This is a genomic window from Hominimerdicola alba 8, from assembly GCF_000178155.2.
In the GTDB taxonomy this organism is placed as follows: Bacteria; Bacillota; Clostridia; order Oscillospirales; family Ruminococcaceae; genus Hominimerdicola; species Hominimerdicola alba_C.
This window is the reverse complement of sequence record NZ_ADKM02000086.1, coordinates 56,224-77,521: the sequence shown is the minus strand read 5'-3', so window position 1 is coordinate 77,521 and position 21,298 is coordinate 56,224. Positions and strand designations below refer to the sequence as shown.

The 21,298-nt window shown below is 47.1% G+C and carries 19 protein-coding genes and 1 riboswitch; of the genes, 11 read left to right on the top strand and 8 right to left on the bottom strand.

Annotated features, from left to right (window positions below):
- Positions 1 to 433: 433 nt before the first annotated feature.
- From CUS_RS09995 to CUS_RS09985, 3 genes are read left to right on the top strand one after another with little or no spacing between them, the layout of a single operon-like run.
- Positions 434 to 1,252 (top strand): YhfC family intramembrane metalloprotease, encoded by an 819-nt coding sequence (locus CUS_RS09995; protein WP_002850136.1) that lies wholly within the window; start codon positions 434 to 436, stop codon positions 1,250 to 1,252.
- Between the two features lie 3 nt (positions 1,253 to 1,255).
- Positions 1,256 to 1,582, top strand: coding sequence for an autorepressor SdpR family transcription factor (locus tag CUS_RS09990; protein WP_002850122.1), 327 nt, complete (start codon positions 1,256 to 1,258; stop codon positions 1,580 to 1,582).
- Positions 1,521 to 2,195 (top strand): SdpI family protein, encoded by a 675-nt coding sequence (locus CUS_RS09985; protein ID WP_037277010.1) that lies wholly within the window; start codon positions 1,521 to 1,523, stop codon positions 2,193 to 2,195. Before CUS_RS09990 ends, CUS_RS09985 begins: the two co-directional genes overlap by 62 nt.
- A 67-nt stretch (positions 2,196 to 2,262) precedes the next feature.
- On the opposite strand, the gene CUS_RS09980 is transcribed toward CUS_RS09985, so the two are convergent.
- Positions 2,263 to 3,663 carry an MFS transporter gene (locus CUS_RS09980; protein WP_002850181.1) on the bottom strand — a complete coding sequence of 467 codons (1,401 nt, stop codon included), beginning with the start codon at positions 3,661 to 3,663 and terminating at the stop codon, positions 2,263 to 2,265.
- Between the two features lie 58 nt (positions 3,664 to 3,721).
- Positions 3,722 to 4,378, bottom strand: a complete 657-nt coding sequence (locus tag CUS_RS09975; RefSeq protein ID WP_002850142.1) for a TetR/AcrR family transcriptional regulator — start codon at positions 4,376 to 4,378, stop codon at positions 3,722 to 3,724.
- 487 nt (positions 4,379 to 4,865) lie between these two features.
- On the opposite strand from CUS_RS09975, the gene CUS_RS09970 reads away from it, so the two are divergent.
- From CUS_RS09970 to prfB, 8 genes are all read left to right on the top strand, one after another.
- Positions 4,866 to 5,948, top strand: a complete 1,083-nt coding sequence (locus CUS_RS09970) for a M15 family metallopeptidase (RefSeq protein ID WP_002850201.1) — start codon at positions 4,866 to 4,868, stop codon at positions 5,946 to 5,948.
- Positions 5,949 to 5,997: 49 nt separating this feature from the next.
- Positions 5,998 to 6,474: a hypothetical protein gene (locus CUS_RS09965; RefSeq protein ID WP_002850114.1), complete on the top strand. Its 477-nt coding sequence runs from the start codon at positions 5,998 to 6,000 to the stop codon at positions 6,472 to 6,474.
- A 77-nt stretch (positions 6,475 to 6,551) separates the two neighbouring features.
- The gene (locus CUS_RS18630; RefSeq protein ID WP_002850088.1) at positions 6,552 to 7,049 is read left to right on the top strand and encodes a hypothetical protein; all 498 of its coding nucleotides are present in this window, start codon (positions 6,552 to 6,554) and stop codon (positions 7,047 to 7,049) included.
- A 221-nt stretch (positions 7,050 to 7,270) separates the two neighbouring features.
- The gene (locus CUS_RS09955) at positions 7,271 to 7,945 is read left to right on the top strand and encodes a response regulator (RefSeq protein ID WP_002850203.1); all 675 of its coding nucleotides are present in this window, start codon (positions 7,271 to 7,273) and stop codon (positions 7,943 to 7,945) included.
- Positions 7,929 to 9,455: a sensor histidine kinase gene (locus CUS_RS09950; RefSeq protein WP_002850208.1), complete on the top strand. Its 1,527-nt coding sequence runs from the start codon at positions 7,929 to 7,931 to the stop codon at positions 9,453 to 9,455. The genes CUS_RS09955 and CUS_RS09950 overlap by 17 nt, the downstream gene beginning before the upstream one ends.
- Before the next feature lie 420 nt (positions 9,456 to 9,875).
- Positions 9,876 to 11,321, top strand: coding sequence for a magnesium transporter (mgtE, locus tag CUS_RS09945; protein WP_002850188.1), 1,446 nt, complete (start codon positions 9,876 to 9,878; stop codon positions 11,319 to 11,321).
- A 155-nt stretch (positions 11,322 to 11,476) separates the two neighbouring features.
- Complete coding sequence (locus CUS_RS09940) at positions 11,477 to 13,120, top strand: hypothetical protein (protein ID WP_002850244.1); 1,644 nt, start codon at positions 11,477 to 11,479, stop codon at positions 13,118 to 13,120.
- Between the two features lie 159 nt (positions 13,121 to 13,279).
- Positions 13,280 to 14,416 carry a peptide chain release factor 2 gene (gene prfB / locus CUS_RS09935; RefSeq protein ID WP_002850241.1) on the top strand — a complete coding sequence of 379 codons (1,137 nt, stop codon included), beginning with the start codon at positions 13,280 to 13,282 and terminating at the stop codon, positions 14,414 to 14,416.
- Positions 14,417 to 14,465: 49 nt separating this feature from the next.
- Here the strand turns inward: prfB and CUS_RS09930 are convergent, their stop codons facing one another.
- The 6 genes from CUS_RS09930 to CUS_RS09905 form a co-directional block, all read right to left on the bottom strand.
- Positions 14,466 to 15,344, bottom strand: coding sequence for a YesL family protein (locus CUS_RS09930; protein WP_002850246.1), 879 nt, complete (start codon positions 15,342 to 15,344; stop codon positions 14,466 to 14,468).
- Positions 15,345 to 15,397: 53 nt separating this feature from the next.
- Positions 15,398 to 16,009, bottom strand: a complete 612-nt coding sequence (locus tag CUS_RS09925; RefSeq protein WP_002850170.1) for a hypothetical protein — start codon at positions 16,007 to 16,009, stop codon at positions 15,398 to 15,400.
- Between the two features lie 47 nt (positions 16,010 to 16,056).
- Positions 16,057 to 16,860 carry a pyrroline-5-carboxylate reductase gene (gene proC, locus CUS_RS09920; RefSeq protein WP_002850146.1) on the bottom strand — a complete coding sequence of 268 codons (804 nt, stop codon included), beginning with the start codon at positions 16,858 to 16,860 and terminating at the stop codon, positions 16,057 to 16,059.
- A gap of 491 nt (positions 16,861 to 17,351) precedes the next feature.
- The gene (locus tag CUS_RS18625) at positions 17,352 to 17,990 is read right to left on the bottom strand and encodes a folate family ECF transporter S component (protein ID WP_002850217.1); all 639 of its coding nucleotides are present in this window, start codon (positions 17,988 to 17,990) and stop codon (positions 17,352 to 17,354) included.
- A 70-nt stretch (positions 17,991 to 18,060) separates the two neighbouring features.
- Positions 18,061 to 18,161, bottom strand: a riboswitch (THF riboswitch).
- A gap of 33 nt (positions 18,162 to 18,194) precedes the next feature.
- Positions 18,195 to 19,157: a 6-phosphofructokinase gene (gene pfkA / locus CUS_RS09910; protein WP_002850099.1), complete on the bottom strand. Its 963-nt coding sequence runs from the start codon at positions 19,155 to 19,157 to the stop codon at positions 18,195 to 18,197.
- 207 nt (positions 19,158 to 19,364) lie between these two features.
- Positions 19,365 to 21,275, bottom strand: a complete 1,911-nt coding sequence (locus CUS_RS09905; protein WP_002850264.1) for a protein kinase domain-containing protein — start codon at positions 21,273 to 21,275, stop codon at positions 19,365 to 19,367.
- Positions 21,276 to 21,298 lie beyond the last annotated feature (23 nt).

Below are 21,298 nucleotides of genomic sequence, written 5' to 3'. Positions count from 1 at the left end.
GTCACAAAATCCATAAATCCCAGCTTTTGCGACTGGATTTTGTGAATTTAAAAAGTTGGATTGCTATAATAATATTATACCATTTTTCAGATATCATTTCAATCGTCATATTTCACTATGCTTTTTAGTTAACTTATAGCACAGTGCAACAATCCTACAAAGTTCATAAAAGTCCCTAAAATTCGGCATTTTTCTTAATATTTGTGCTTTCGGGTGTTTATTTGGACTGACCAAAAATTGCGGTGAGATGATTTTGAGTGCCTTTTCTTATTATTATGATGTTACTGCATGACGAAACTCTTTTCGGCAGACGGGAAATGTGCGTATTTAGAAAAATTTCTAAATACCTATTGACAAACGAAGAAAAGTGTGGTATATTCTATTTAGAGAAAATTCTAAATAGAGAATTTTCTAAATAGAAAGGAGCAATAAAATGACAAACACAGAAAACATTACTTTTTCAAATGAAGCACTGGCAGGCTATTGGGTAAGCGGTGCGCTGATGATACTGGCGGCGCTGACTTACTTTTTCATCATTCGCAAAAAGGTAAAGCTGAACGTAAAGGCGCTTATAGTCGGGGCGGTGGTTTTCCCTGTTTTTGCGTTGGGGCTTAAAAACATTTTGCAGTACCCCCTGCTTATTGCTGACACCCCTGTGGCAAGGGCGGCGGCTGACAACATCTGGCTGTTATACTTTATAGGTGCGGTGTGCGCAGGTCTGTTTGAGGAAACAGGCAGGTTCATCGCTTTCAAGACGGTACTTAAAGACTGCAAGTCGCGTGAAGACTCGGTATCCTACGGATTGGGTCACGGCGGATCTGAAGCTGTGTATCTCGGTTTACATAACATTTCTCTGATAGCTATGGGACTTATCGTCAACAACAGCGGCGTTGACGCTGTGCTGAAAGGCGCTGAGGGTGCGGCGCGGGAGTCGGCTGTTGAACAGGTGCGCGGCTATGCTGAACAGACGCTGCTTTCGGGCGTGCTTGGCGGCTTTGAAAGGATACCTTCCATCGCCTTGCAGATAGGGCTTTCGATGCTGGTGTTCGCCGCCGCAAGGCAGAAGGGAAAGGGCTGGCTTTACCCGCTGGCGATATTCCTGCACGCACTGGTAGATTTTACGATAGCTTTTTATAAAGCGGGGTACTTCGGCTTGGCAGTGATGGAAATAATACTTGTAGTTATGTCAGCGGCGATATTTTTCGGGACATACAAGTTTGTATACAAGAAAATGGATAGAAATGAGGTTTAAAAAATGGGATTTCAGGAAACATTCAAGGCACTCAGCGACCCTGTGCGCCGCGAGATACTTACCATGCTGAGGGACGGAAAGATGTCAGCAGGGGAGATAGGGGCGCACTTTGACATGACAGGTGCTACCATGTCATACCACCTGAAACAGCTGAAAAACGCGGGGCTGGTCAGTGAGAGCAAAGAGAAGAATTTTGTGTATTACGAACTTAACACATCGGTGTTTGAAGAGATAGTGATGTGGTTTGAGGAACTGGGGGCAAAAAAAAATGAAAAAACTGACATGGGCAATAGCCGTACTGCCGATGCTGATAACAGCGGCGGCAATTAATTTCCTGCCTGACAAAGTGCCTACACACTACGGCATCACAGGCAAAGCTGACAGCTGGGGCAGCAGATATGAACTTTTTATCTTTCCTGTGCTGATACTGCTTGTTGTCGGCATATTTGAACTGTTTGCTCACTTTTACGGGAAAAAAACGCATTCGGGCAAAGAGAATGCCGCAGTTTTCAGAAAGACTGTGCCTATCATCGCGGGCATCATGTGCGTAATGCAGATAGTGTTCATAGTAAAAGCCTGCGCTGACGGTCATGCGGGTATCGGAAATCTGGAGATAGACATGAACCGCGCAACCGCATTTCTGATGGGCATTATGCTGATAGCAGTCAGCAACTACATGCCAAAGACAAGGCGCAATTCAAGCATCGGCTTCCGCTGTGGGTGGACTCTCTACAACGACACCACATGGCAGAAGTCCAACCGCTTTGCTGCCGCTGCCATGACAGTTGCGGGTATATGCACCATAGTGTCCACCTCTTTTGCGGGAGGTATGGGTGCGATAATGCTTCTGCTGGGCTACCTGACTGCGGCGCTGACCATCTCGATGGTATATGCAAAGCGCATCTATGACGAAGAAAAAGAGAAAGAGAACAAAGCAGATTAAAATGAAGACCGCCTGCCAAAAAAGCAGAGCGGTCTTTTTATGCTTTGACAACACTTTACAAAAGCGATCAGGTTCGATCACTGCTGTTATCTTCTGCCGAAGATATGGTCGAGATAACACTGTCTTCCTTGTAACGCATAAAGATGATCCCGCCGATAAAACAAAGAACAGTGGCAAGCACAGCAGTCATGCGCAGTCCCAGACCGAAGCCCGACTGTCCCGACGGTATATCCGAATTGATGGTCTTGATGCTTGTAAACAGAAGCATAGCCAACGACTGACCCATCTTGAATGCAAAAGTCCTTGCGGCATAGAACATTCCCTGTCTGCTTTCACCTGTTTTCACGCGGTCAGCCTCAGAGATATCAGCAACAACAGCCTGCGGCAGAATGCCGAGTATCGCCATAGGAACAGCAGCCAGTGCCGCGATCAAAAAGCCGTATACCACAGCGGGAATTGGCAGTAAGCCTGCCAGCGCCGTCACGAGAAAAGTAACCGAGAAGAACATGAACGCGAAAGCTATCAGCTTTTTCTTGCCCATCTTTTTGGCGAAGATGTTCACAGGCGCATAGCAAAGCAGGGACATGAAAGTCATCGCCGCAAACATGGGGAAAGTCCACTTGTCGGTCAGACCCAGCAGTGTCGTGATGTAGAACGGCAGACCTGTCTGGAACATGGTCAGACCTATCCAGTAGAAAATATCAGAAGCCACAAAAGTTCTGAAATCGCCGTTTTTGAAAGTCGCCATCAGCGAACCGAAAGCTGTTCCCTCAGTGGGCGTGGTGTCAGCGTAGGCGTTCTCGTCTATAAGAAAAGCAGGTATCAGCATGCAGACCACCGCTATAGCCGAAAGTATGCCCACCGTCAGGCGGAAAGCGGCTGTATAGCCCATCGCTCCCGTGAAAATGCCCGCAATGTTCGGTACCAGATAGCTTATGCCCGAACCGAAGAAGTATGTCACCGAAATGTAGGTGGAAAGGTTTATCCTTGTGGTCTGTGTCCTGCCGAGTTCGGGGATAAGCGCGTTATATGGCGTGCAGTAGGCTGTCATGCAGAGATAGAACAGCATGCAGAACAAAAAAAGCAGTCCGAAATTCTTGTAACTCTCACCCTTGAAAGGCAGTGTGAAGATCAGCACAGTCATCACGCCGAATGGTATTGCCGCGACACGCATAAAGGGTATGCGCCTGCCCAGCTTGTGCCTGAAACTGTCCGACTTGCCGGCTATGTACGGGTCGGTGACCGCATCGAACAGCCTGCCTGCGGCAGTGATAACGCCCAGCGCAGTCAGCAGACCGAGAAAGATACGTCCTTGCGGTGTGAAATAGCTGTGACCCTCAGGCAGTACATCAGGTTCATAGAAAACGACCAGCCAGTTAGTGATTATGCCCGCCAGCGTTGACCAGCCCAGCTGACCTACAGCAAATATCCAGAGAACTTTGTTTGATGCTATCTTTTTCTGTTCCATATTGATACCTCCTTGTCGGGAATGTACGGGCAGTGCATGCAGACCTTGCAGTGACCCGTCAGGTTTTCAGGTAAGCAACTGCTGTGTCGATGAGGTTCTGAAGTTCGTCCTCAGCATGTGAAAAATCATCAGACGGCAGTATCTCACCGCCAACGAATTTTTTGCACATCTCCAGCAGTGCGTGCGCATGTGACAGATAGAACAGCTTGAAATTGTCCAGCTTCCTTACAGTGCCGTCCTCTATACCCTTTAAATAGGCGTTTTCAAGCACAGGGTAGAAGTTTATTATCGAACGGTCATACTCTGTCAGTTCTTCTTTCGGTATGCCCTCGCGTATTATAAAGCTGTCAAATTCATCTACCAGCCGCATGAAATCAGCATGTGCCTGATAAAGCACGATGAACATGCGCATAAGGTCGCTCAGCTGTTTTATGCCCGACTGACTTGTAAATTCGGGCGACTCGAAAACACCGCTGAACAGCTTGGTTATCTCGTTCCACAAATAGGTCATGACCGCAGTGGTCATGCGGGGCTTTGTGCCGAAATAGCGGTAGAGCGTAGCCACTCCGACTCCGCTGGCATCAGCGATATCAGTCATTTTTACCTCTTCGATGCCGTGTTTTAGAAACAGTTCCGCCGCCGCCGCAACTGCCTGATTAGTGCGCTGTGTTTTTAAATGTTTTTGAGAAAAATCATTGTATGTTTCGTTATCCACTTGACAGACCTCCTATAGTGTGATAGACACACTATCAACTGATAGTAAGTCTATCACATTTTTGCCGATTTGTCAATAGCTATTGATAAACTTTTAATTTCTTTTAAACATTTTAGTGCTTTTGACGAAAATCGATCGGTTTTCTTGTAAGACACATCAAGCAGGTGGCGCTCTACATTTCGTCAGGACGAAATTAAGGCAGGACTTCACACTGATCGGCTTAAGTCAGTGAAAGAAAGTACGTGAAAAAAAGTTGCGTGAGATCAACTTGTATCGGCGTTTTGCGCACTAAATAAAATTTTGACGGAATAGACGTTTGGTATGTGTATAAAACGTTAACAAATGAATAAATTAATCTTTAAAATTTGGCTTATTACAGCATTCGACTTGATTTTTCTAATTAAATATGTTACAATATTTAGGTGTGGTGATTATTATTGAACTTGGGTGATATGTAAAATGAATAAATGTACCTGTGAGGAAAGCTATGAATGAAAATAATAACAGAAATGTCCGTGATGACGAGCGTTCTGTTAATGGTGAACTGACCTCTCTCATAGACGACCGTGACCTCTCTCGTGTTGTGCTGAGTCCCGAAGAACAAGCCTATGAAGAGATGATAAGACAGCGTATCCGCGCAAGGCGGCGCGCTGCCGAACGCAAAAGGATAAAACGCAACCGCACCATCGCGCTGATTCTGGTGATGGTCATTGTGCTGATAGTTTGCAGGAGTTGTTACGCTGCACACAGAAAAAAGCGTGACGAGCAGAAAGTGAACACTGAGTCGTCTGTGGCTGAGAAGACTTCCACTAAAAAGGAAAATACTGACAGCAATGCAGAAACACCTGCTGAAACAGTTGAATCAAAGCCCGAAGAGACTGAACATAAGATACAGCAGGTCGATGGGCTGACGTTTGTTGACGGCATTCTCATTGTCAACAAGACCTATTCTGTGCCCGAAGACTATGCACCCGGCATCAATACGGCGGCACAGGCGGCGTTTGACGAGATGATGAACGATGCTCTCAATGACGGCGTGTACCTGTACATAAATTCAGGTTACCGCACTTATGATGAGCAGTACAACCTGTACTATAACTATGCTTATGACAGGGGTGTTGCCGATGCTGACAAGTTTTCGTCAAGACCGGGTCACTCCGAGCATCAGGCAGGGCTGTGCTTTGATGTCAATTCCACCGAGAATTCATTTGCAGGCACCACCGAAGCCAAGTGGCTTGCGGCTCACTGCTCTGATTACGGTTTTATAATCCGTTTCCCTAAAGGCAAGGAGAAGTACACGGGTTATGAATACGAGCCCTGGCACATCAGATTTGTCGGAGTAGAACTTGCAAAAGAGCTGACCTCTAAAAATCTCTGTCTTGAAGAATATCTGGGCGTGACCTCTGATTATACCCTCGCCCAAGACCCTGTCAGTCAGGAAGAAATGGCTGAACAGCTGGGCGTGACGGTCGGTGACCCCAACGAGGTCGATGAAACTCAGGGATATGAGGAAACCGACAGCGGCTATTATGACAACGGCGGCTACAGCGACAACGGTTACGGATACTGATATATTGATTGCCCCTGCTTTGCGGGGGCGATTTTTAAAGGAGGACAAAATGACAGAGAAGTTCACATATCGCGACAACAGGGTGCTTGGCGCGGTGGCTATGGTGTTAGGCGGCGGGTTCATGCTTCCGTTTTTACTGAACCTTTTCGGACTGCATATCGCGGTCTGCTTTGTTATAGGTGCAGTGTTCTTTGTCAGCGGTGCATATCTGGGATACAGGCTGATAGAAGTTAAGTGCGAATATTCTGCTGACGAACGGCAGGCAGTTTTCAGGGTGAACGGTGCGGAAACTGTGATACCCTATGATAAGATAAATGACATACAGTTCTTTATCAGAGAACGCACATCTTTCATTGACCGCATGAATCAGAACCGCCCGTATCCCGAAGAGTGCATAAGGTTCGTTTGCACCGACGGCGTGTACGAGTTCAAAAACGCTCTGCCGAGAGCGGCAAACGGTGTTGTGCCGACAGACCACAGCAAGTTCGCACCACTGCGGGAGTTTATATTGTCACGCAAAGCATGATATGACTTTATCGGCGGTGTCACTGTAAAAAATCGAACTGCCCGAACAGGCGGCAGAAAACAGGGGAGATGAGTTGTTTGAGAGAAAATTTTACTTTCAGGTTGTCTGCGGCGTACCGCTTTGTCTTTGCGCTGATAATGAGTTTGCTGATAGCTGTTACCCCCTATTGGGTAGGAATGGCAACTGATGAAATGATGTTTGCCATATTAGCGGGCGTTGTCGCTTTGGGACTGACGATAGTGCTTGCTGTGGTGATGAACGATATGCCATGCAGTTTTGAAGCGGGCGAAAACGAAGTCACTTTCAAGGTGCTGTGGTTCAGGCGGGTGATACGTTATGAAGATATAACAGATATTGAGGTCACGCAGGAATATTCCGACCCTTTTTATACAAGAGAACGCCCGTATTACAGGGAGGATATAGTTTTTAAGACCAAAACGGGGGATATATCATATTGGAGAAAAATGGATATAGAACTGTACGACACTGTCAGTGACCCGTCAAGTCTGCAAAAACAGCTGGAGGACGGGGCGTTTGTTAAGCTGAAAAAATATATCCTCGCCCGCAAAGCATGACCTGATTTTTATTGACTGTTCACGCAGTATACACATTGATAATGTATGATTTAAAAAGAATTTTTTTGAGTGTGCGCAGTGCGGACACTTATAGCAATCCGCCTTAAAATTCAGACAAAATCCAGTCACAAAATCCATAGATCCGAGCTTTTGCGACTGGATTTTGTGAATTTAAATAGTTGGATTGCTATAGTTAAGTATATATAAGGGAGTTGACTTTTATGGCAAAGATACTTATAGTTGATGATGAAGCTAAGATACGTATGATAATCAAAGAGTACGCAGAGTTCGAGGGCTACGAAACAGCCGAAGCCGAGGACGGCATGGAAGCTGTGGAGATGGTAAAGAAAGATGACTACGATATCATCATAATGGATATCATGATGCCCCGCCTTGACGGTTATTCTGCATGCAAGGAGATACAGAAGATAAAAAAGATACCTGTTATCATGCTTTCGGCGCGCGGCGAAGAATACGACAAGCTGTTCGGCTTTGAGATAGGCATTGACGACTACATGGTAAAGCCGTTCTCGCCAAAGGAACTTATGGCGAGGATAAGGGCTGTACTCAACCGCGCTAAGGCTTCGCAGAAGACTGAGGATATTATCAGGTATCAGGGACTTGAGATAAACTTCACCGCAAGAGAAGTCAAGATAGACGGTGAAAAAGTCAGCATGACACCTAAGGAGTATGACCTGCTTTTCTACCTTGTGAGAAATATGAACATCGCGCTTTCAAGAGAAAAACTGCTGGAAGAGGTATGGGGCTTTGATTTCTACGGCGATGACAGAACGATAGATACCCACATAAAAATGCTGAGAAACTCGCTGGGACCCTACCGCAACCTTATCGTCACCCTGAGAGGAATGGGATATAAGTTTGAAAAGATCCAGTAAGTCCCGCAAGGGCATCGGCGCGGTAATAAAGGACACCTTTAAAGGACGGCGCGGCATACAGACTTATGTCTGGATATACTGCATGGCTCTGGTATTGCTGATATTGGTGACTATCTGGCTGTTGCAGTACGTGTTTTTGTACAACTACTATCGCTCGGCAAAGATAAACAGCATCAGCCGTGAAGCGAACCGCATAATACAGGCTTACGGCACCCCCGAACAGGGTCACATAAACCGAACTGTCGCCTACGAGAACAGCCTGTGCATAGTCCTCACCGATGAGGACGGCAACCCGCTGACTTCTGAGAACAATCTGGGCGCTTATTCAAGGCTTTATGATGATATCGAGAACAACTACTCAATGTATATCTACAAGCTGAAGAGCGAACTTCAGAAAGCTCACGACAACTGCTATACAGTCACCTTTGACAACGATCACCTGAATGTCAAGGAGATGATATACTGCGCAAAAGTCTACGTTGACGATGCGCCCGAACAGGTCTACCTGTTTATAGAATGTACTGTCGAGCCGATAGATTCAACGGTAATGATAATACGCGAACAGCTGATATTCGTGACGATAATCCTGTTTGAACTTGCTGTGATAATCTCGGTGTTTATCTCTACGAGGGTATCGCGGCCTATCACCGATATTACCAAGACTGCAAAGCGCTTCGGTGAGGGCGATTTTGATGTCAAGTTTGAGGGCAAGGGCTATAAGGAAGTTGAACAGCTGGCAAAAGTGCTCAACGATGCGAAAAACGAGATACGCAAGGTCAATGACCTGCGCCGTGACCTGATAGGCAACGTTTCTCACGACCTGCGCACACCGCTGACTATGGTGAAAGCGTATGCTGAAATGATACGCGATCTTTCGGGCGATAACCCCGTCAAGCGCGCTGAACATATTCAGGTGATAATAGACGAGGCTGACAGGCTGTCGAACCTCGTTAATAATCTGCTGGAACTTTCAAAGCTGGAAAGCGGCAATATGGAACTGAACCTCAAAAAGTTTTCGATAGTTGACAAGCTGAACGACTGTATGACCCGCTATCAGCTGGTGATTGAGCAGAACGGCTACGATATGAAGTTCGAGCCTGACGATGACAGGGAAGTCACCGCTGACCCCGACAAGCTGGATCAGGTCATTTACAACTTCATCAACAACGCCATAAACTACACAGGCGAGCATAAAGTGATACGCATAAAGCAGATAAACACCGAAAAAGCTGTGCGCATCGAAGTTGAGGACAACGGCAAGGGCATCGCGAAAGACCTTTTGCCAAAGGTTTTTGACAGATACTACCGCGATGCGAAAGTCAAACGCGATGTGGTAGGCACAGGGCTGGGTCTGGCGATATGCAAGGAGATACTTAAGTGTCACGATTTCCCGTTCGGCGTGAGGTCGGAAGAGGGTAAAGGTTCAACATTCTGGTTTGAGATACCTGTCACTAAAGAAGAGGTCAAGACTAAGAAGAAAGAAAAAGACAAAGAGAGCAAGAACGACTGACAATTTCAATAATATGTGCGCGGACGGATATTTTCTGCCCGCGCTTTTTTGATATACACTCTGCCGCGAAAAAAATACCTGCGTTAATAAAAAATGATTGACACGGGGGGCAAAAAGTGGTATAATATATAGGTCAAAAATTCAAACTAAAGGACGGTGAGGACAGAAGTGACTAACGGTGACAGTTGCGGGTCAAATGGGCATCTATGCGGAGAAATATCTTATTTGCGACAAACTGTGACGGTTCGCCGCTTTCTGTGATGTGTCCTTTTTAAGGTACTCACTCTGATATTTCAAGCTGACTCTGTATGACCTGAACGGGACAGCAGGGCTTTTTTATGCTTATTTTAACCCCTTACGTCATTAAACTCCGAACCTGTGGAAGGGCGGGGATATAAAAAATGAAACGGAGGGCTGACAATGGCAGAAGATATGGTAAATGAGGGAATGGAAAACACTTCCGCCGAACAGGAGGCTAGTGCGCCCAAGCCCGATTATGAGGGCGAGATAATTTCGATAATAAGGTCGAACGATTCGCCCAGAGTTATGCTGAAAAAACTTGAAGACTATCACGGCAATGACCTTGCAGGCGTTATGGCTGACCTCTCTCAGCAGGAACGCAAAAAGGTCTTCCGTGTTTGCAGCGGCGATATGCTGGCTGAGGTCTTTGAGTATCTGGAAGAAAATGATGCAGGCGCTTACCTGAACGAGATGGACTTGAAAAAGGCGGCGGCGGTGGTAAGTCTGCTTGAAACTGATACAGCGGTCGATGTTCTGCGTGAAATCGAAAGGGAAAAGCGCAGTCTTATAATCGATGCGCTGTCCCCTGAAGTGCGTAAGGAGATAAGCCTTATCGCCAGTTTTGATGAGGACGAGATAGGCAGCCGCATGACTACCAACTGTATAATCATCACTGATGACCTTTCGGTAAAGCAGGCGATGAGTGAACTGGTTCGTCAGGCGGAGGAGAATGACAATATCACCACGATCTTTGTGGTTGACGAGAATGAGGAATTCTACGGCGCTATAGACCTCAAGGAACTTATCACGGCACGTTCCACAAGGACGCTGGAAAGCCTGATAATGACCAGCTTCCCTTATGTGTACGCCAATGAAGAGATAGGCGAATGTATCGAAAAGCTGAAAGACTATTCGGAAGACCTGATACCTGTACTTGATAACAGCAGCCGTCTGCTGGGCGTTATCACGGCGAAAAGCCTTATCGAAGTCGTTGATGACGAGATGGGCGAGGACTATGTCATGTTCGCAGGTCTGACAGCGGAGGAAGATTTGCAGGAACCGCTGAAAGAGTCGATGAAAAAACGACTCCCCTGGCTGCTGGTGCTGCTGGGTCTGGGTCTGCTGGTATCGGGCGTTGTGGGCGCTTTTGAGAAAGTCATCTCACAGCTGACGCTTATAATGGCGTTCCAGTCATTGATACTTGATATGGCAGGTAACGTTGGCACGCAGTCACTTGCGGTGACGATACGTGTGCTGACCGATGAGAACCTCACTTTCGGGCAGAAGATGCACCTTGTCGCAAAAGAAACACGGGTAGGTCTGTCAAACGGTATCCTGTTGGGTATACTCTCTTTCGCGGCGGTGGGACTGTACATAATGATATTCAAGCACCGCGCGGCAGGATTTTCCTTTGCAGTTTCAGGCTGTATAGGCATTTCGCTGATGCTTGCCATGCTGATATCAAGTGCGGTCGGTACGCTGATACCGCTGTTTTTCAAGAAGATAAAGGTTGACCCCGCAGTTGCATCGGGTCCGCTGATAACCACCGTTAACGACCTTGTGGCGGTGGTGACCTACTACGGTCTGTCATGGGTGCTGCTGCTTAATGTGATGCACCTCGCATAAGATGACTGAGCAGAGTTTCTTTCTGAAACTCTGCTTTTTAGTGAGCTTTTACGGCTGACCATCGTCATTGTAAGCGAAAAGTACTGCCGCTGATTGACACTGATATTATTGTGTGATATAATTGATCTGTCGAATAATTTGAAAGGCGTGATTTTATGAAGAAAGCAGGGCGTGTCCTGTTATATATATTGTTCTCACTGTTTGCCGTTGCCGATACGGTATTCGGTGTAGTTTTTATCGGTGCAACGGTCGCTCCCACTAAAGGCAATGACCCGCTGTGTACACCGATACAGGTGGTTTTATTTACACTGTGTTTTTTTCTTATGATGCTTATAAATGTCGGCGGTATCGCACGACTGACAAATCATAAAAAGCTGGTGCTGCCGTCAACACTGCTGATGAACATTTTTGTTGGTCTGTCATTTGGTGTGATACCTGTATTAATGCTTATTGAAGAGAGATTATACCTTATCTACGGTGTCGTGCTTTTAATAGGAGCGCTGTTCGGTCTGTTTGCGGTGCTCCTCGGCAAACATGCAGACAGGTTATCGCCCGATACAAAAGTTGGTCTGCTTGATAATCCCTTTAGAGGTTTCAAAAGGTTTGAGAGCGTAAAAGCTGAATGGTCGTGGGAAAGCGCCGCAAAGGAATATTTCGGCGGAGAGATACCCGAAGACCCCGAACGTATTGACACAAATACCTCTGACAGGATACACAGATATGCCGCCATGCCCATCGCAAGCTATCTCTGCTGGCTGTTAAGGCGGGATATGCTCAGCGAGATCTTCTATGACGGTGTGCCCGAAAATTTGGTGGCTGATATCAAGGCAGGTCACGGCGACCCGCTGGCGTTGTTTGAATGCTGTGACTGCACGCTCACAGAGGATATGCTTACCTCAAAAGGCTATCGGTTCACCAACGATTATTTTCACGATACAGGCTTTTTTCACAATGTCTGCTCGGACAGCTTCCAATTTGATTATTTTGACATCATCGGCGGCGGGAAGAACTATTATGTCAATGAATTTTCATGGGAAAAGCAGCTTGAACTTGAAGCTGTGATCGACAGTCGCCTGTCAGAATTTGTAATTTCTGACGAAGATGATGACAACTATTATGAATACCCTGAGGTGGGTTCTGCACATACGAAAATGTTTGGCGAGATGACTGTCTATGCGGATACAAATGTTGACCCCGCATATATCAAGCGCTGTATCGACCACATCGAGCAGCCGAGTGAAAAGCTGGAAAATGCGTTGTATGATTCTCTGAGCGAAAGGCTCTGTTACACTGAGGAAATACCTGCTGACCGTCAGGAAGTTTATAATTATTACAATGACCTCAGCATGTACATATTACCACCGCGCGGCAGTGAGCCTGCTTATATCCTCAGCGGCGGTGAAGAGGTAGACCCTGAGCATGGCTGTGAGTTGGCGGTGCGCGGCGACTATGCGAGCGATGTATGTCCCGCACTTGATGTGGAACTGCCCTGGTCTGAGAGTTTTGATTGGAAATACAGGGCGGCAGTCAGCGACAGGGAAAAGACACGCAGGGTAAGTGCTGTACCCCCTGAATTCGGCGGCGGGAACGGTGCTGATAATTGGCTGAACATGCCTGAGGTGCTTGCCGATTTCAAGGAAATATGTGACAGGCGCATCATCTGTTTGATGAAACAGGGGAGTATGCTGAAATATTCCTTTTCACCGACATTTGATAACTATGGCAGAGTTATAGGGCTTGAGGTCAAAGCCGTAAAGGGAGATGATACTTATAGCTTCATTGACCATTTGTATTTATGATGATCGAATATGAAAAACAGAGCCCCGCAGGACTCTGTTTTTTTGTTTTCTTCTGATAATTTTATTACCGTAAAATTCGTTTATCCGCACTTGACAAATCAGCCTAAAGGTTGTATAATTAATGTGTATGTAAATTTGAGTTTTAAGGAGAATAATGCTATGGCAGTTGTATTTCTGGAAAACCTGAAGTCTGAACTGGACGCTTGCAGACCCCTTATCAAGGAACTGCACGATGTATATGATATAGAAAATGCGGCGGAAAAGATAGAGGAGCTGCACGAAAAAGCCGCTGAACCCGGCTTCTGGGACGACCCTGAGAAGTCGCAGGTGGTATTGCAGCAGACAAGGAACCTCGAAGGCAAGGTCGAGCGCTATAACAAGTTTAATGGTGCGGCTGACGATATCGAGGTAATGATAGAGATGGCGGGCGAAGAGGACGAAGATACTCAGGCTGAACTTGTTGAAGAGATAAAGGCTGAACTTGACAAGCTGAAAGCCGACCTGGATGCGGCATCGCTGGAAACTCTGCTGACAGGGGAGTATGACCACAGCAACGCCATACTGAACTTCCATGCGGGCGCAGGCGGTACTGAGGCGCAGGACTGGACGGAGATGCTCATAAGAATGTATACCAAGTGGGCTGATTCTCACGGCTTCAATGCTAAGATAATGGATATCTTAGAGGGCGGCGATGCAGGTATCAAGAGTTGTTCTATGTTCATTGAGGGTGAGAATGCCTATGGCTATCTTAAGAGTGAGTCGGGTATTCACAGACTTGTGCGCATTTCGCCTTTTGACAGTTCGGGAAGCAGACATACTTCTTTCTCGGCGGTCGAGGTAATGCCCGAACTCGATGACAATATCGAAGTCGAGATAAGACCCGAAGATATCGAGATGGAAGTTTATCGTGCGAGCGGTGCGGGCGGTCAGCACATCAACAAGACTTCATCTGCGGTAAGACTGATACACAAGCCCACAGGCATAGTAACTGCCTGCCAGACCCAGCGTTCGCAGTTCCAGAACAGGGACTACGCTATGAAGATGCTGAAAGCAAAACTCATCGAGATAAAAGAGCGCGAGCATCTGGAAAAGATAGAGGACATCAAGGGCGTGCAGAAGGAGATAGCTTGGGGTTCTCAGATACGTTCCTACGTATTCATGCCCTACACTCTTGTTAAAGACCTGCGCACAGGCTATGAATACAACAATGTCAAAGCAGTCATGGACGGAGATCTTGACGGTTTCATAAACGCTTATCTCAAAGCGCTCTCACTGGGCAAGATAGAGAAAAACTAATAAAAAATCACAGCGTATGCAGTTTTTTGCATACGCTGTTTTTGATCTCTTATCGTATTGTTTTGCGCTTGGTCTTTTTCTCGGCAACAGGTGCTTCTTCCTCAGCCGCCTTGTCCTCAAAGAGCGCTTCGCCCTCAACAGTGGCTTCTTCGGGGTTCTGTTCGCCGCGCTGGTCGTAATACGGCTGTATTACATTCTTTCTGATAACAGGGTAGCAGTTGAAGCACGCCACAAAAGTCAGGAACGTGAAAGGCATTATCATCACCAGTGCAATTCCGACCGCAGGTGTCACCAGAAGCATCAGGTAACAGAAGATCACTACGAAAAGGGTCGTCAGCAGAGTGAATATCGTTGACTTCAGCCCGACACTCACAAGAAAAAGCGAATTGCGAAGTATCTGCATCATGGTGAGATTGGTCGAACACATCATCTGATAGATGTAGAAGTGCATCATCAGAAATACCAGCATGCACGCCAGTGTAATGACGTAAGGCACGTACATCGCGGTGTTGTTCTGCGCCATTTGCTGGTACATCGGCACACCGATTATAAAGCTGATGACCACAACCGTGTCGATATAGCCCATTATAAGCCCCTGTTTGAAGTTCAGCTTGAACGCCCTGAAAAAGTCGTGCATCATAAATGTCGGGCGCTCCTGCGAGAAGTTTCGCACCACCCGCGTCATGGCGGCGGTGGCTGGTCCCATTATGCCCGAAACCGCCATAAGAGCCAGCCATTTCAGGTTCTCACCCGCCAGTATCACAGTGGCGAAAAGCGGTATCGTAAACAGAAAATAGAGCATGTTCAGCCCCATCAGCTGCCAGCAATGCCTGAAATAGATCTCCCAGAACTTGAAGAACGGACGCTTTTCGTGGGGCGTTTTCAGCACGCCGCGACCCGGTGTATTGTAATTTCCGAATAATGCCATTTTTAACTCCTTGAATTTTGCCTTTGTATGATCTTTGAAGATATTCCCGCTTGTCAGACCAGTCTGCCGATGAACAGGTAACTGCAAATGGTATCAACACCCGCTGCAAGTGCGAGTATAGCTTCAATGACGAGCAGTTTTGCACCGTACAGCTTCACTGCTGCCACAAGACCCTCTCCGCCCCTCGAAGAAAGCGTCACCCGCAGGTAAATGTTCGACAGGCAGAGTGCTTCACGCGCCGCAGCTACCAGCCCCAGCAGCGAAATGATCGCACCGGGAAGCAGCAGACCGGCTGCATACAGCACATTGCTTTTTCCGACCGCTGAGTAAACTTCTGTCAGCATGCAGCCCAGACCCATTCCACGCAGCACCAGCAGCGCAAGTTCAAAAGGCTGACCCAGCGCACAAAATCCCGCCAGAGCCAGCCCCAGCAGGAAAGCAGTGCTGCCCAGCAGAGAACCAGCCATCAGCCGACCGTAGTCCATCGCGGCACGTTCGCCAAGACTTGTCCCGAAGAACATCAGCCTGCCAGCCTGTTCGCTGTTCAGGCAGAAACACATCGCACCCAGCAGCACACCTACTATCGCCGCGCCGCATAAAAAAGCGAAGCTGCCTCGTCTGTAGACCGTTTTTTCACCCTCGACCCTTTCAATGCTTGTCTGCATCATCATCACCTCAGTAATAATTATGCGTCAGGTGAGGGAATTATGCTTTATTTAGAAAGTTCGTAAGCGCGCTTTGTACATGCCTCACAGCATTCGCGGACTGCCTTATCTAAATCGTTTTCGCGCAGCTTTTCAAGTCCCGCGATGGTGGTGCCGCCCTTTGAGGAAACCATCGTTATCAGTTCGTCTATCGTTCTGCCGCTGTCTGTTATCATCTTGGCAGAACCTATCAGCGATTTGGCAAACAGGTCAGTAGCCGCTTTTTCGTCTATGCCGACAGATTTTGCGTACTCGATGAAACTCTGCGCATACAGGTAGATGAATGCAGGTGAAGAACCGTTTATAGCGATGACCTCTTTCATCTTGTCCTTTGGCAGAACTGAGTAGATCCCGCATGATCCGAATATGCTGCATACCAGCCCGAACTCGTTTTCGCTGACGCTGTCAGACTTTGCCAGCGCAGTTGCGCCTTCGCCCAGCAGCAGGGGAGTGTTTGGCATTACCATTACGACTTTTGCACCCGCGATCGTTTTCGATGCGATGTAATCGTCAGTTATGCCTGCACATATCGATACGATGACCTTGTCAGCAGTGACCTCGTCCTTTATATCAGCCAGAACTTCGTCAAGCTGCTGAGGCTTTACCGCCAGAAAAATGTAGCCACACTTGCTGACCAGTTCAGCACTATTCTTTTCGGAAGCCGCACCCAGCTGTTCAGCCCTTACCATAGCTTCCTGCGAAGGGTCAAAAACGTGCAGCGCTATGTCATCAGCCATGCTGCTGCCTGTGATGCCTTTCATTATGGCGAAGCCCATGTTGCCCGCACCGATAAAACCTACATTATATTTCATATCAAACACTCCGTTCGGGTAAATTTTTGTACTCTATCGAGCACTTTAACATATTTATTATACTACATTTTCCACAAATATTCAAGTCTTTTTTTGCGTATTTGTGCAAAAAGAAAGCGGCTGCAAGCCGAAGCTGCAGCCGTTAAGTTTCGGAAATGTCCGTGTTTATCCAACACTATGACTTCTCCCCGCCTTTATAAAAGTATACTTCCCCAAGTACAACCTAATTATAACGTTTTCGTAGCCGTTTGTCAATCGGTTGTACGTTTACGTAAAAATATTAATTAATGTCGTCTTTTTTGATGCGAATTGTACAAATATACATGTTGAGAACATTATTAGCGTGCAACTTGACGATGTTTTGTACAATTAAAAAGGAAATTTCAAGTATTTGACCTGATCTGAGGTGTGTTCAAGCACTCCATAGTATCAATTGTAAATTTATAAAAAATTTACAAAAAGGAGCGATCAATAGACCGCTCCGAAAACGTTTATGCAGTTGCCTTCTTGCCGAAAGTCCGCTTGTAGATGACAAAAACAGTGGGGAGTATAACACACATCAGCGGTATATCAGCAGCAAGCTGAACCAGATTTTTTATCACTCTTGCAACGATGGCTGCGCTGTACGCCTGTTTCGGGATAAATCCGTAGTGCATGTTCAGCGCGGTGTTGATAAGAATATTGATAAATATGACATTCAGTAGTTTTGCAATAACTATTCGTACAAAAAACTGTACGCCAAGACCGTATTTATCCCTGCCGTGTCCGTACTTGTCTGAAATGTTTCTGAACTGCATATAGTCCGTTTTATAGTACAGCACTGCACCATAGATAAGTCCCGACAAGCCCTGTACCAGCGTGTATATCGGCAGGAAAGGCGCACCGCCCGGATTGACCATAAAGCCCAGCACATCGCAGATAAGCCCCGATGCAAAACCGACAGTTGGTCCGAAAAGCAAACCGATGCAGGCAGCCGCTAGGTAAGCAAAGCTGATCTTGAAGTACGGTGTGTTGATCGTCACCGACTCCAGCACCACCGACATTGCGATGAAAATGCCCGTGATAGACAGGCTTCTCAGGTCAGTGAACTCGTTTGCTGATTTTCTGAATGATGAAAAAAAGCTCTTCATAGATATATCCTCCTTTTTACAACAGCTTCGTGTATAAAGGAGTAGTCCATGAAAAGCTCTCTTTTACACATTCAGCGGGATGCGAGCACCGAACCGCAAGCATACATGCTTTTCGTCCTGTCAGCAACTCCCCGTCTGACAGACACTTAACGCAGGGCACTCTACTCTGTATATGTCAGCCGCATCTGCGGCAAATGACCGTTTTTAGAACGCGGTATCGTTCAGGATAGCGTACAGCTCATCCTCGAAAGGCTTAGTCATCGACAGAGCCTCCTGGATATCAACATCATAGATCTTGTTGTCGCGCATACCAACTACTCTGTTGCCGATGCCCTTTTCGAGCAGTTCAACAGCGTGGTAACCCATCTGAGTTGCGATAACTCTATCTCTTACTGTAGGCGAGCCGCCTCTCTGTACATGACCGAGAATTGTCGCTCTTGTTTCAACACCGGTCTTTTCCTGTATCAGCTTTGTGATCTCTTCGGTCTTGCCAACACCCTCAGCAACAACTATCAGGAAGTGAGTCTTGCCGCTCTTCATAACTTTCTGCATCTTAGCGCAGATAGCATCGAGATCGTAGTCCTCTTCAGGAGTGATAACAGCCTCAGCACCGACAGCCAGACCAACATTTATAGCGATATAGCCTGCATTTCTGCCCATTACCTCAACAACAGAGCATCTGTCGTGGGACTGTGCAGTATCTCTGATCTTGTCGATCATTTCCATAGCGGTGTTCATAGCTGTATCGTAACCGATGGTGTACTCTGTGCAGGAGATATCGTTATCGATAGTACCCGGCAGACCGATGCAGGGGATACCCATAGCAGACAGATCAGCTGCGCCTCTAAAAGAACCGTCACCGCCGATAACAACGATACCGTCAAGACCGATCTCACGGCACTTGTCAGCGCCCTTCTGAACGCCCTCTTTGTTTCTGAACTCGGGGCATCTTGCAGTGTAAAGGCATGTGCCGCCGCGCTGGATTATGTTGGAAACAGTCCTTGCATTCATTTCAATGATCTCACCATTCAGCAGACCATTGTATCCGCGCTTGATGCCAACTACTTCCATACCTCTTGCCAGTGCTGCTCTGCATACTGCTCTTACAGCAGCGTTCATGCCGGGAGCATCACCGCCGCTTGTGAGAACGCCGATCTTCTTTGCCATAATATGTACCTCCAAATTTTGGCAGAAATTCCACTATTTCATGCCCTTTTTCACTTATTTTCCATAACATAGAATAGCACAAAGCCCTCGACTTGTCAAGGGCTTTGCGTAGGTTTTCACATTTTTTCAAAAACGTTTTAGATGAAGTTCATGTTTTTTTACATTTTTCCGAAAACGTTTAATATTTCTTTTTGGAACAGCTAAAAACTACCAGTTATTGTAAAATCCTTCGTCAGTCTGGGGCTGTTCGGTGACTACAGGTTCAGTGTCTGTTATCACAGGCTGAGTATCGCTCCACTCGGTCTGTGTATCAGACCATGCCTGCGTTTCGGTGACGCTCTGAGTCGCACTCTGCATAGCACTTTGGGTGACTGTTGCCGACTGGGTCACAGATATCTTGCCGTTGCAGACAACAACTGTCAGCACTTCGCCCTTTTCTATATTGATATAACTGCCTGCGGGAATACTCGTCCTGATGACCATATCCACCTCGACATAGCTGGATTTTTCATTAGATATGCTGTACTTTATGTTCAGGCTGTCCAGCAGACTGAGATAGTCCTTTTTGCTGTAGCCCGAGCAGTCGGGTACAGGTATGCTTGGGGGACCTGCACATACATCCACCACCAGTTCGTTCTTGCGGGCGGGGTCGTAGTCAACGCCCTCAGGTATGCTCTGGCTCTTGACATAGCCGCGCTCGTCCACTTCTGAGTAATAATACTTTGGTTTGAGCGTGAACTCGCCGCCCATCTTCTTCTCTACTTCCGAGTACAGCATGCCTACGACATTCGGCATTATCGAACCCATACCGAATTCCGTATCATCAACCGGTTTGGTAGCCTGAGTAGTGGTGGTGCCGTATTCGTAGTCATCTTCTTCTTCGCTATCAACGTATACATATTCGGAGGAAGAACTCTTTGAAACGGTGCTGCCGTTTTCTTCGGGCGGTGCGAACAGCTGGGTCATAAGGTAGATACCTATAGCCAGCAGTACAGCCAGCACGCAGAAGCCCACGATAGTAGCCACACGGCTTCCTTTCTTCTTCTGCCCGTATCTCTGCTCGATTTTGTTTTCAGCCTCGTAGCGGCGCTGTCTTTCCTCTCTCGGAACATGCTGTATCGGTATTGTCTGGGTCGAACCTTTTGAATGTTCCATGCGTGATGGCTGTTCAAACAGACCCGATACAAGTTCGGTGACCGTCTGTGTCCTCTCCTCGCCGCGAACTGCCAGCGCTTTGGTCAGCGCATCGGAGATATGCCGCGGTATGCGGGGATTGATGCGGTTTGCTTCCACAAGTGTATCATTGTGTATCCTTGTGTTGGCATCGAGCGGCATGCAGCCTGTCAGTATGCGGTAGATGACCGCAGCCACAGCGTACACATCAGTCCATGTGCCCTGCCACTGCAGCGAAGAATACTGTTCGGGAGCAGTATAACCCGAATAGAATTCGGGCATCATTCCTGTATTGGATGTGCGTATCGAACTTATGCAGAAGCCTGTCAGCTTCAGTTCTCCGTCTGTGGTGACGATTATGTTCTCAGGTGATATACCTCTGTGTATTATACCCGAATTGTGTATTATATTGAGTGTGGTGAACAGCGGCACGAACAGCTTCTTCACCTGTTCCCATGTGAGGAAGCCCGTATTCGACTGCAAGAATTTCTTCAGCGAAACGCCTTCGATGTATTCAAGTATCACATATGTGGTGTTGTTTTCTGCGAACATATCCTTCGCGGTCACAAGATGGTCAAGGTTGCGCATTTTTGACAGCAGCTTGTTCATGTCGGCAAATTCCGACATAAAAGTCTTGTACTTTGCAAGGCAGTCCTTGTTTACTTTGATGCTCAGTCCGTCAGCATCACGTTCACAGAGGGTATCGGGCATATATTCTCGGCAGACGCATTTGCATTTGCCCACCATATCATAGCAGATGTAGGAAGCACCCTCGCCGTTATACGAGAGCATCTTGCCCACGACATATCTATTGTCCAGCACAGTTTTCGGTGCTAAATAAGACTGCAAATGGGGGATATCGTCCGAATAGCTGCAATGATGGCAGCGTCCGTCGGCGTCCAGCTCGTTCATGCAGCCCATGCACAGCTTAACACTCGGTTCCATACCGAACCTCCTTACTAAAAATT

What these genes read in the sequence shown, in the direction of transcription:
- prfB (WP_002850241.1), top strand. Translation starts at nt 13,280, where the DNA reads ATGGCAGTTGTATTTCTGGAAAACCTGAAGTCTGAACTGGACGCTTGC.
- CUS_RS09980 (WP_002850181.1), bottom strand. Translation starts at nt 3,663, where the DNA reads ATGGAACAGAAAAAGATAGCATCAAACAAAGTTCTCTGGATATTTGCT.
- CUS_RS09990 (WP_002850122.1), top strand. Translation starts at nt 1,256, where the DNA reads ATGGGATTTCAGGAAACATTCAAGGCACTCAGCGACCCTGTGCGCCGC.
- mgtE (WP_002850188.1), top strand. Translation starts at nt 9,876, where the DNA reads ATGGCAGAAGATATGGTAAATGAGGGAATGGAAAACACTTCCGCCGAA.
- CUS_RS09965 (WP_002850114.1), top strand. Translation starts at nt 5,998, where the DNA reads ATGACAGAGAAGTTCACATATCGCGACAACAGGGTGCTTGGCGCGGTG.
- CUS_RS18625 (WP_002850217.1), bottom strand. Translation starts at nt 17,990, where the DNA reads ATGAAGAGCTTTTTTTCATCATTCAGAAAATCAGCAAACGAGTTCACT.
- pfkA (WP_002850099.1), bottom strand. Translation starts at nt 19,157, where the DNA reads ATGGCAAAGAAGATCGGCGTTCTCACAAGCGGCGGTGATGCTCCCGGC.
- CUS_RS09940 (WP_002850244.1), top strand. Translation starts at nt 11,477, where the DNA reads ATGAAGAAAGCAGGGCGTGTCCTGTTATATATATTGTTCTCACTGTTT.
- CUS_RS09985 (WP_037277010.1), top strand. Translation starts at nt 1,521, where the DNA reads ATGAAAAAACTGACATGGGCAATAGCCGTACTGCCGATGCTGATAACA.
- CUS_RS09930 (WP_002850246.1), bottom strand. Translation starts at nt 15,344, where the DNA reads ATGGCATTATTCGGAAATTACAATACACCGGGTCGCGGCGTGCTGAAA.
- CUS_RS09925 (WP_002850170.1), bottom strand. Translation starts at nt 16,009, where the DNA reads ATGCAGACAAGCATTGAAAGGGTCGAGGGTGAAAAAACGGTCTACAGA.
- CUS_RS09970 (WP_002850201.1), top strand. Translation starts at nt 4,866, where the DNA reads ATGAATGAAAATAATAACAGAAATGTCCGTGATGACGAGCGTTCTGTT.
- CUS_RS09955 (WP_002850203.1), top strand. Translation starts at nt 7,271, where the DNA reads ATGGCAAAGATACTTATAGTTGATGATGAAGCTAAGATACGTATGATA.
- proC (WP_002850146.1), bottom strand. Translation starts at nt 16,860, where the DNA reads ATGAAATATAATGTAGGTTTTATCGGTGCGGGCAACATGGGCTTCGCC.
- CUS_RS09905 (WP_002850264.1), bottom strand. Translation starts at nt 21,275, where the DNA reads ATGGAACCGAGTGTTAAGCTGTGCATGGGCTGCATGAACGAGCTGGAC.
- CUS_RS09995 (WP_002850136.1), top strand. Translation starts at nt 434, where the DNA reads ATGACAAACACAGAAAACATTACTTTTTCAAATGAAGCACTGGCAGGC.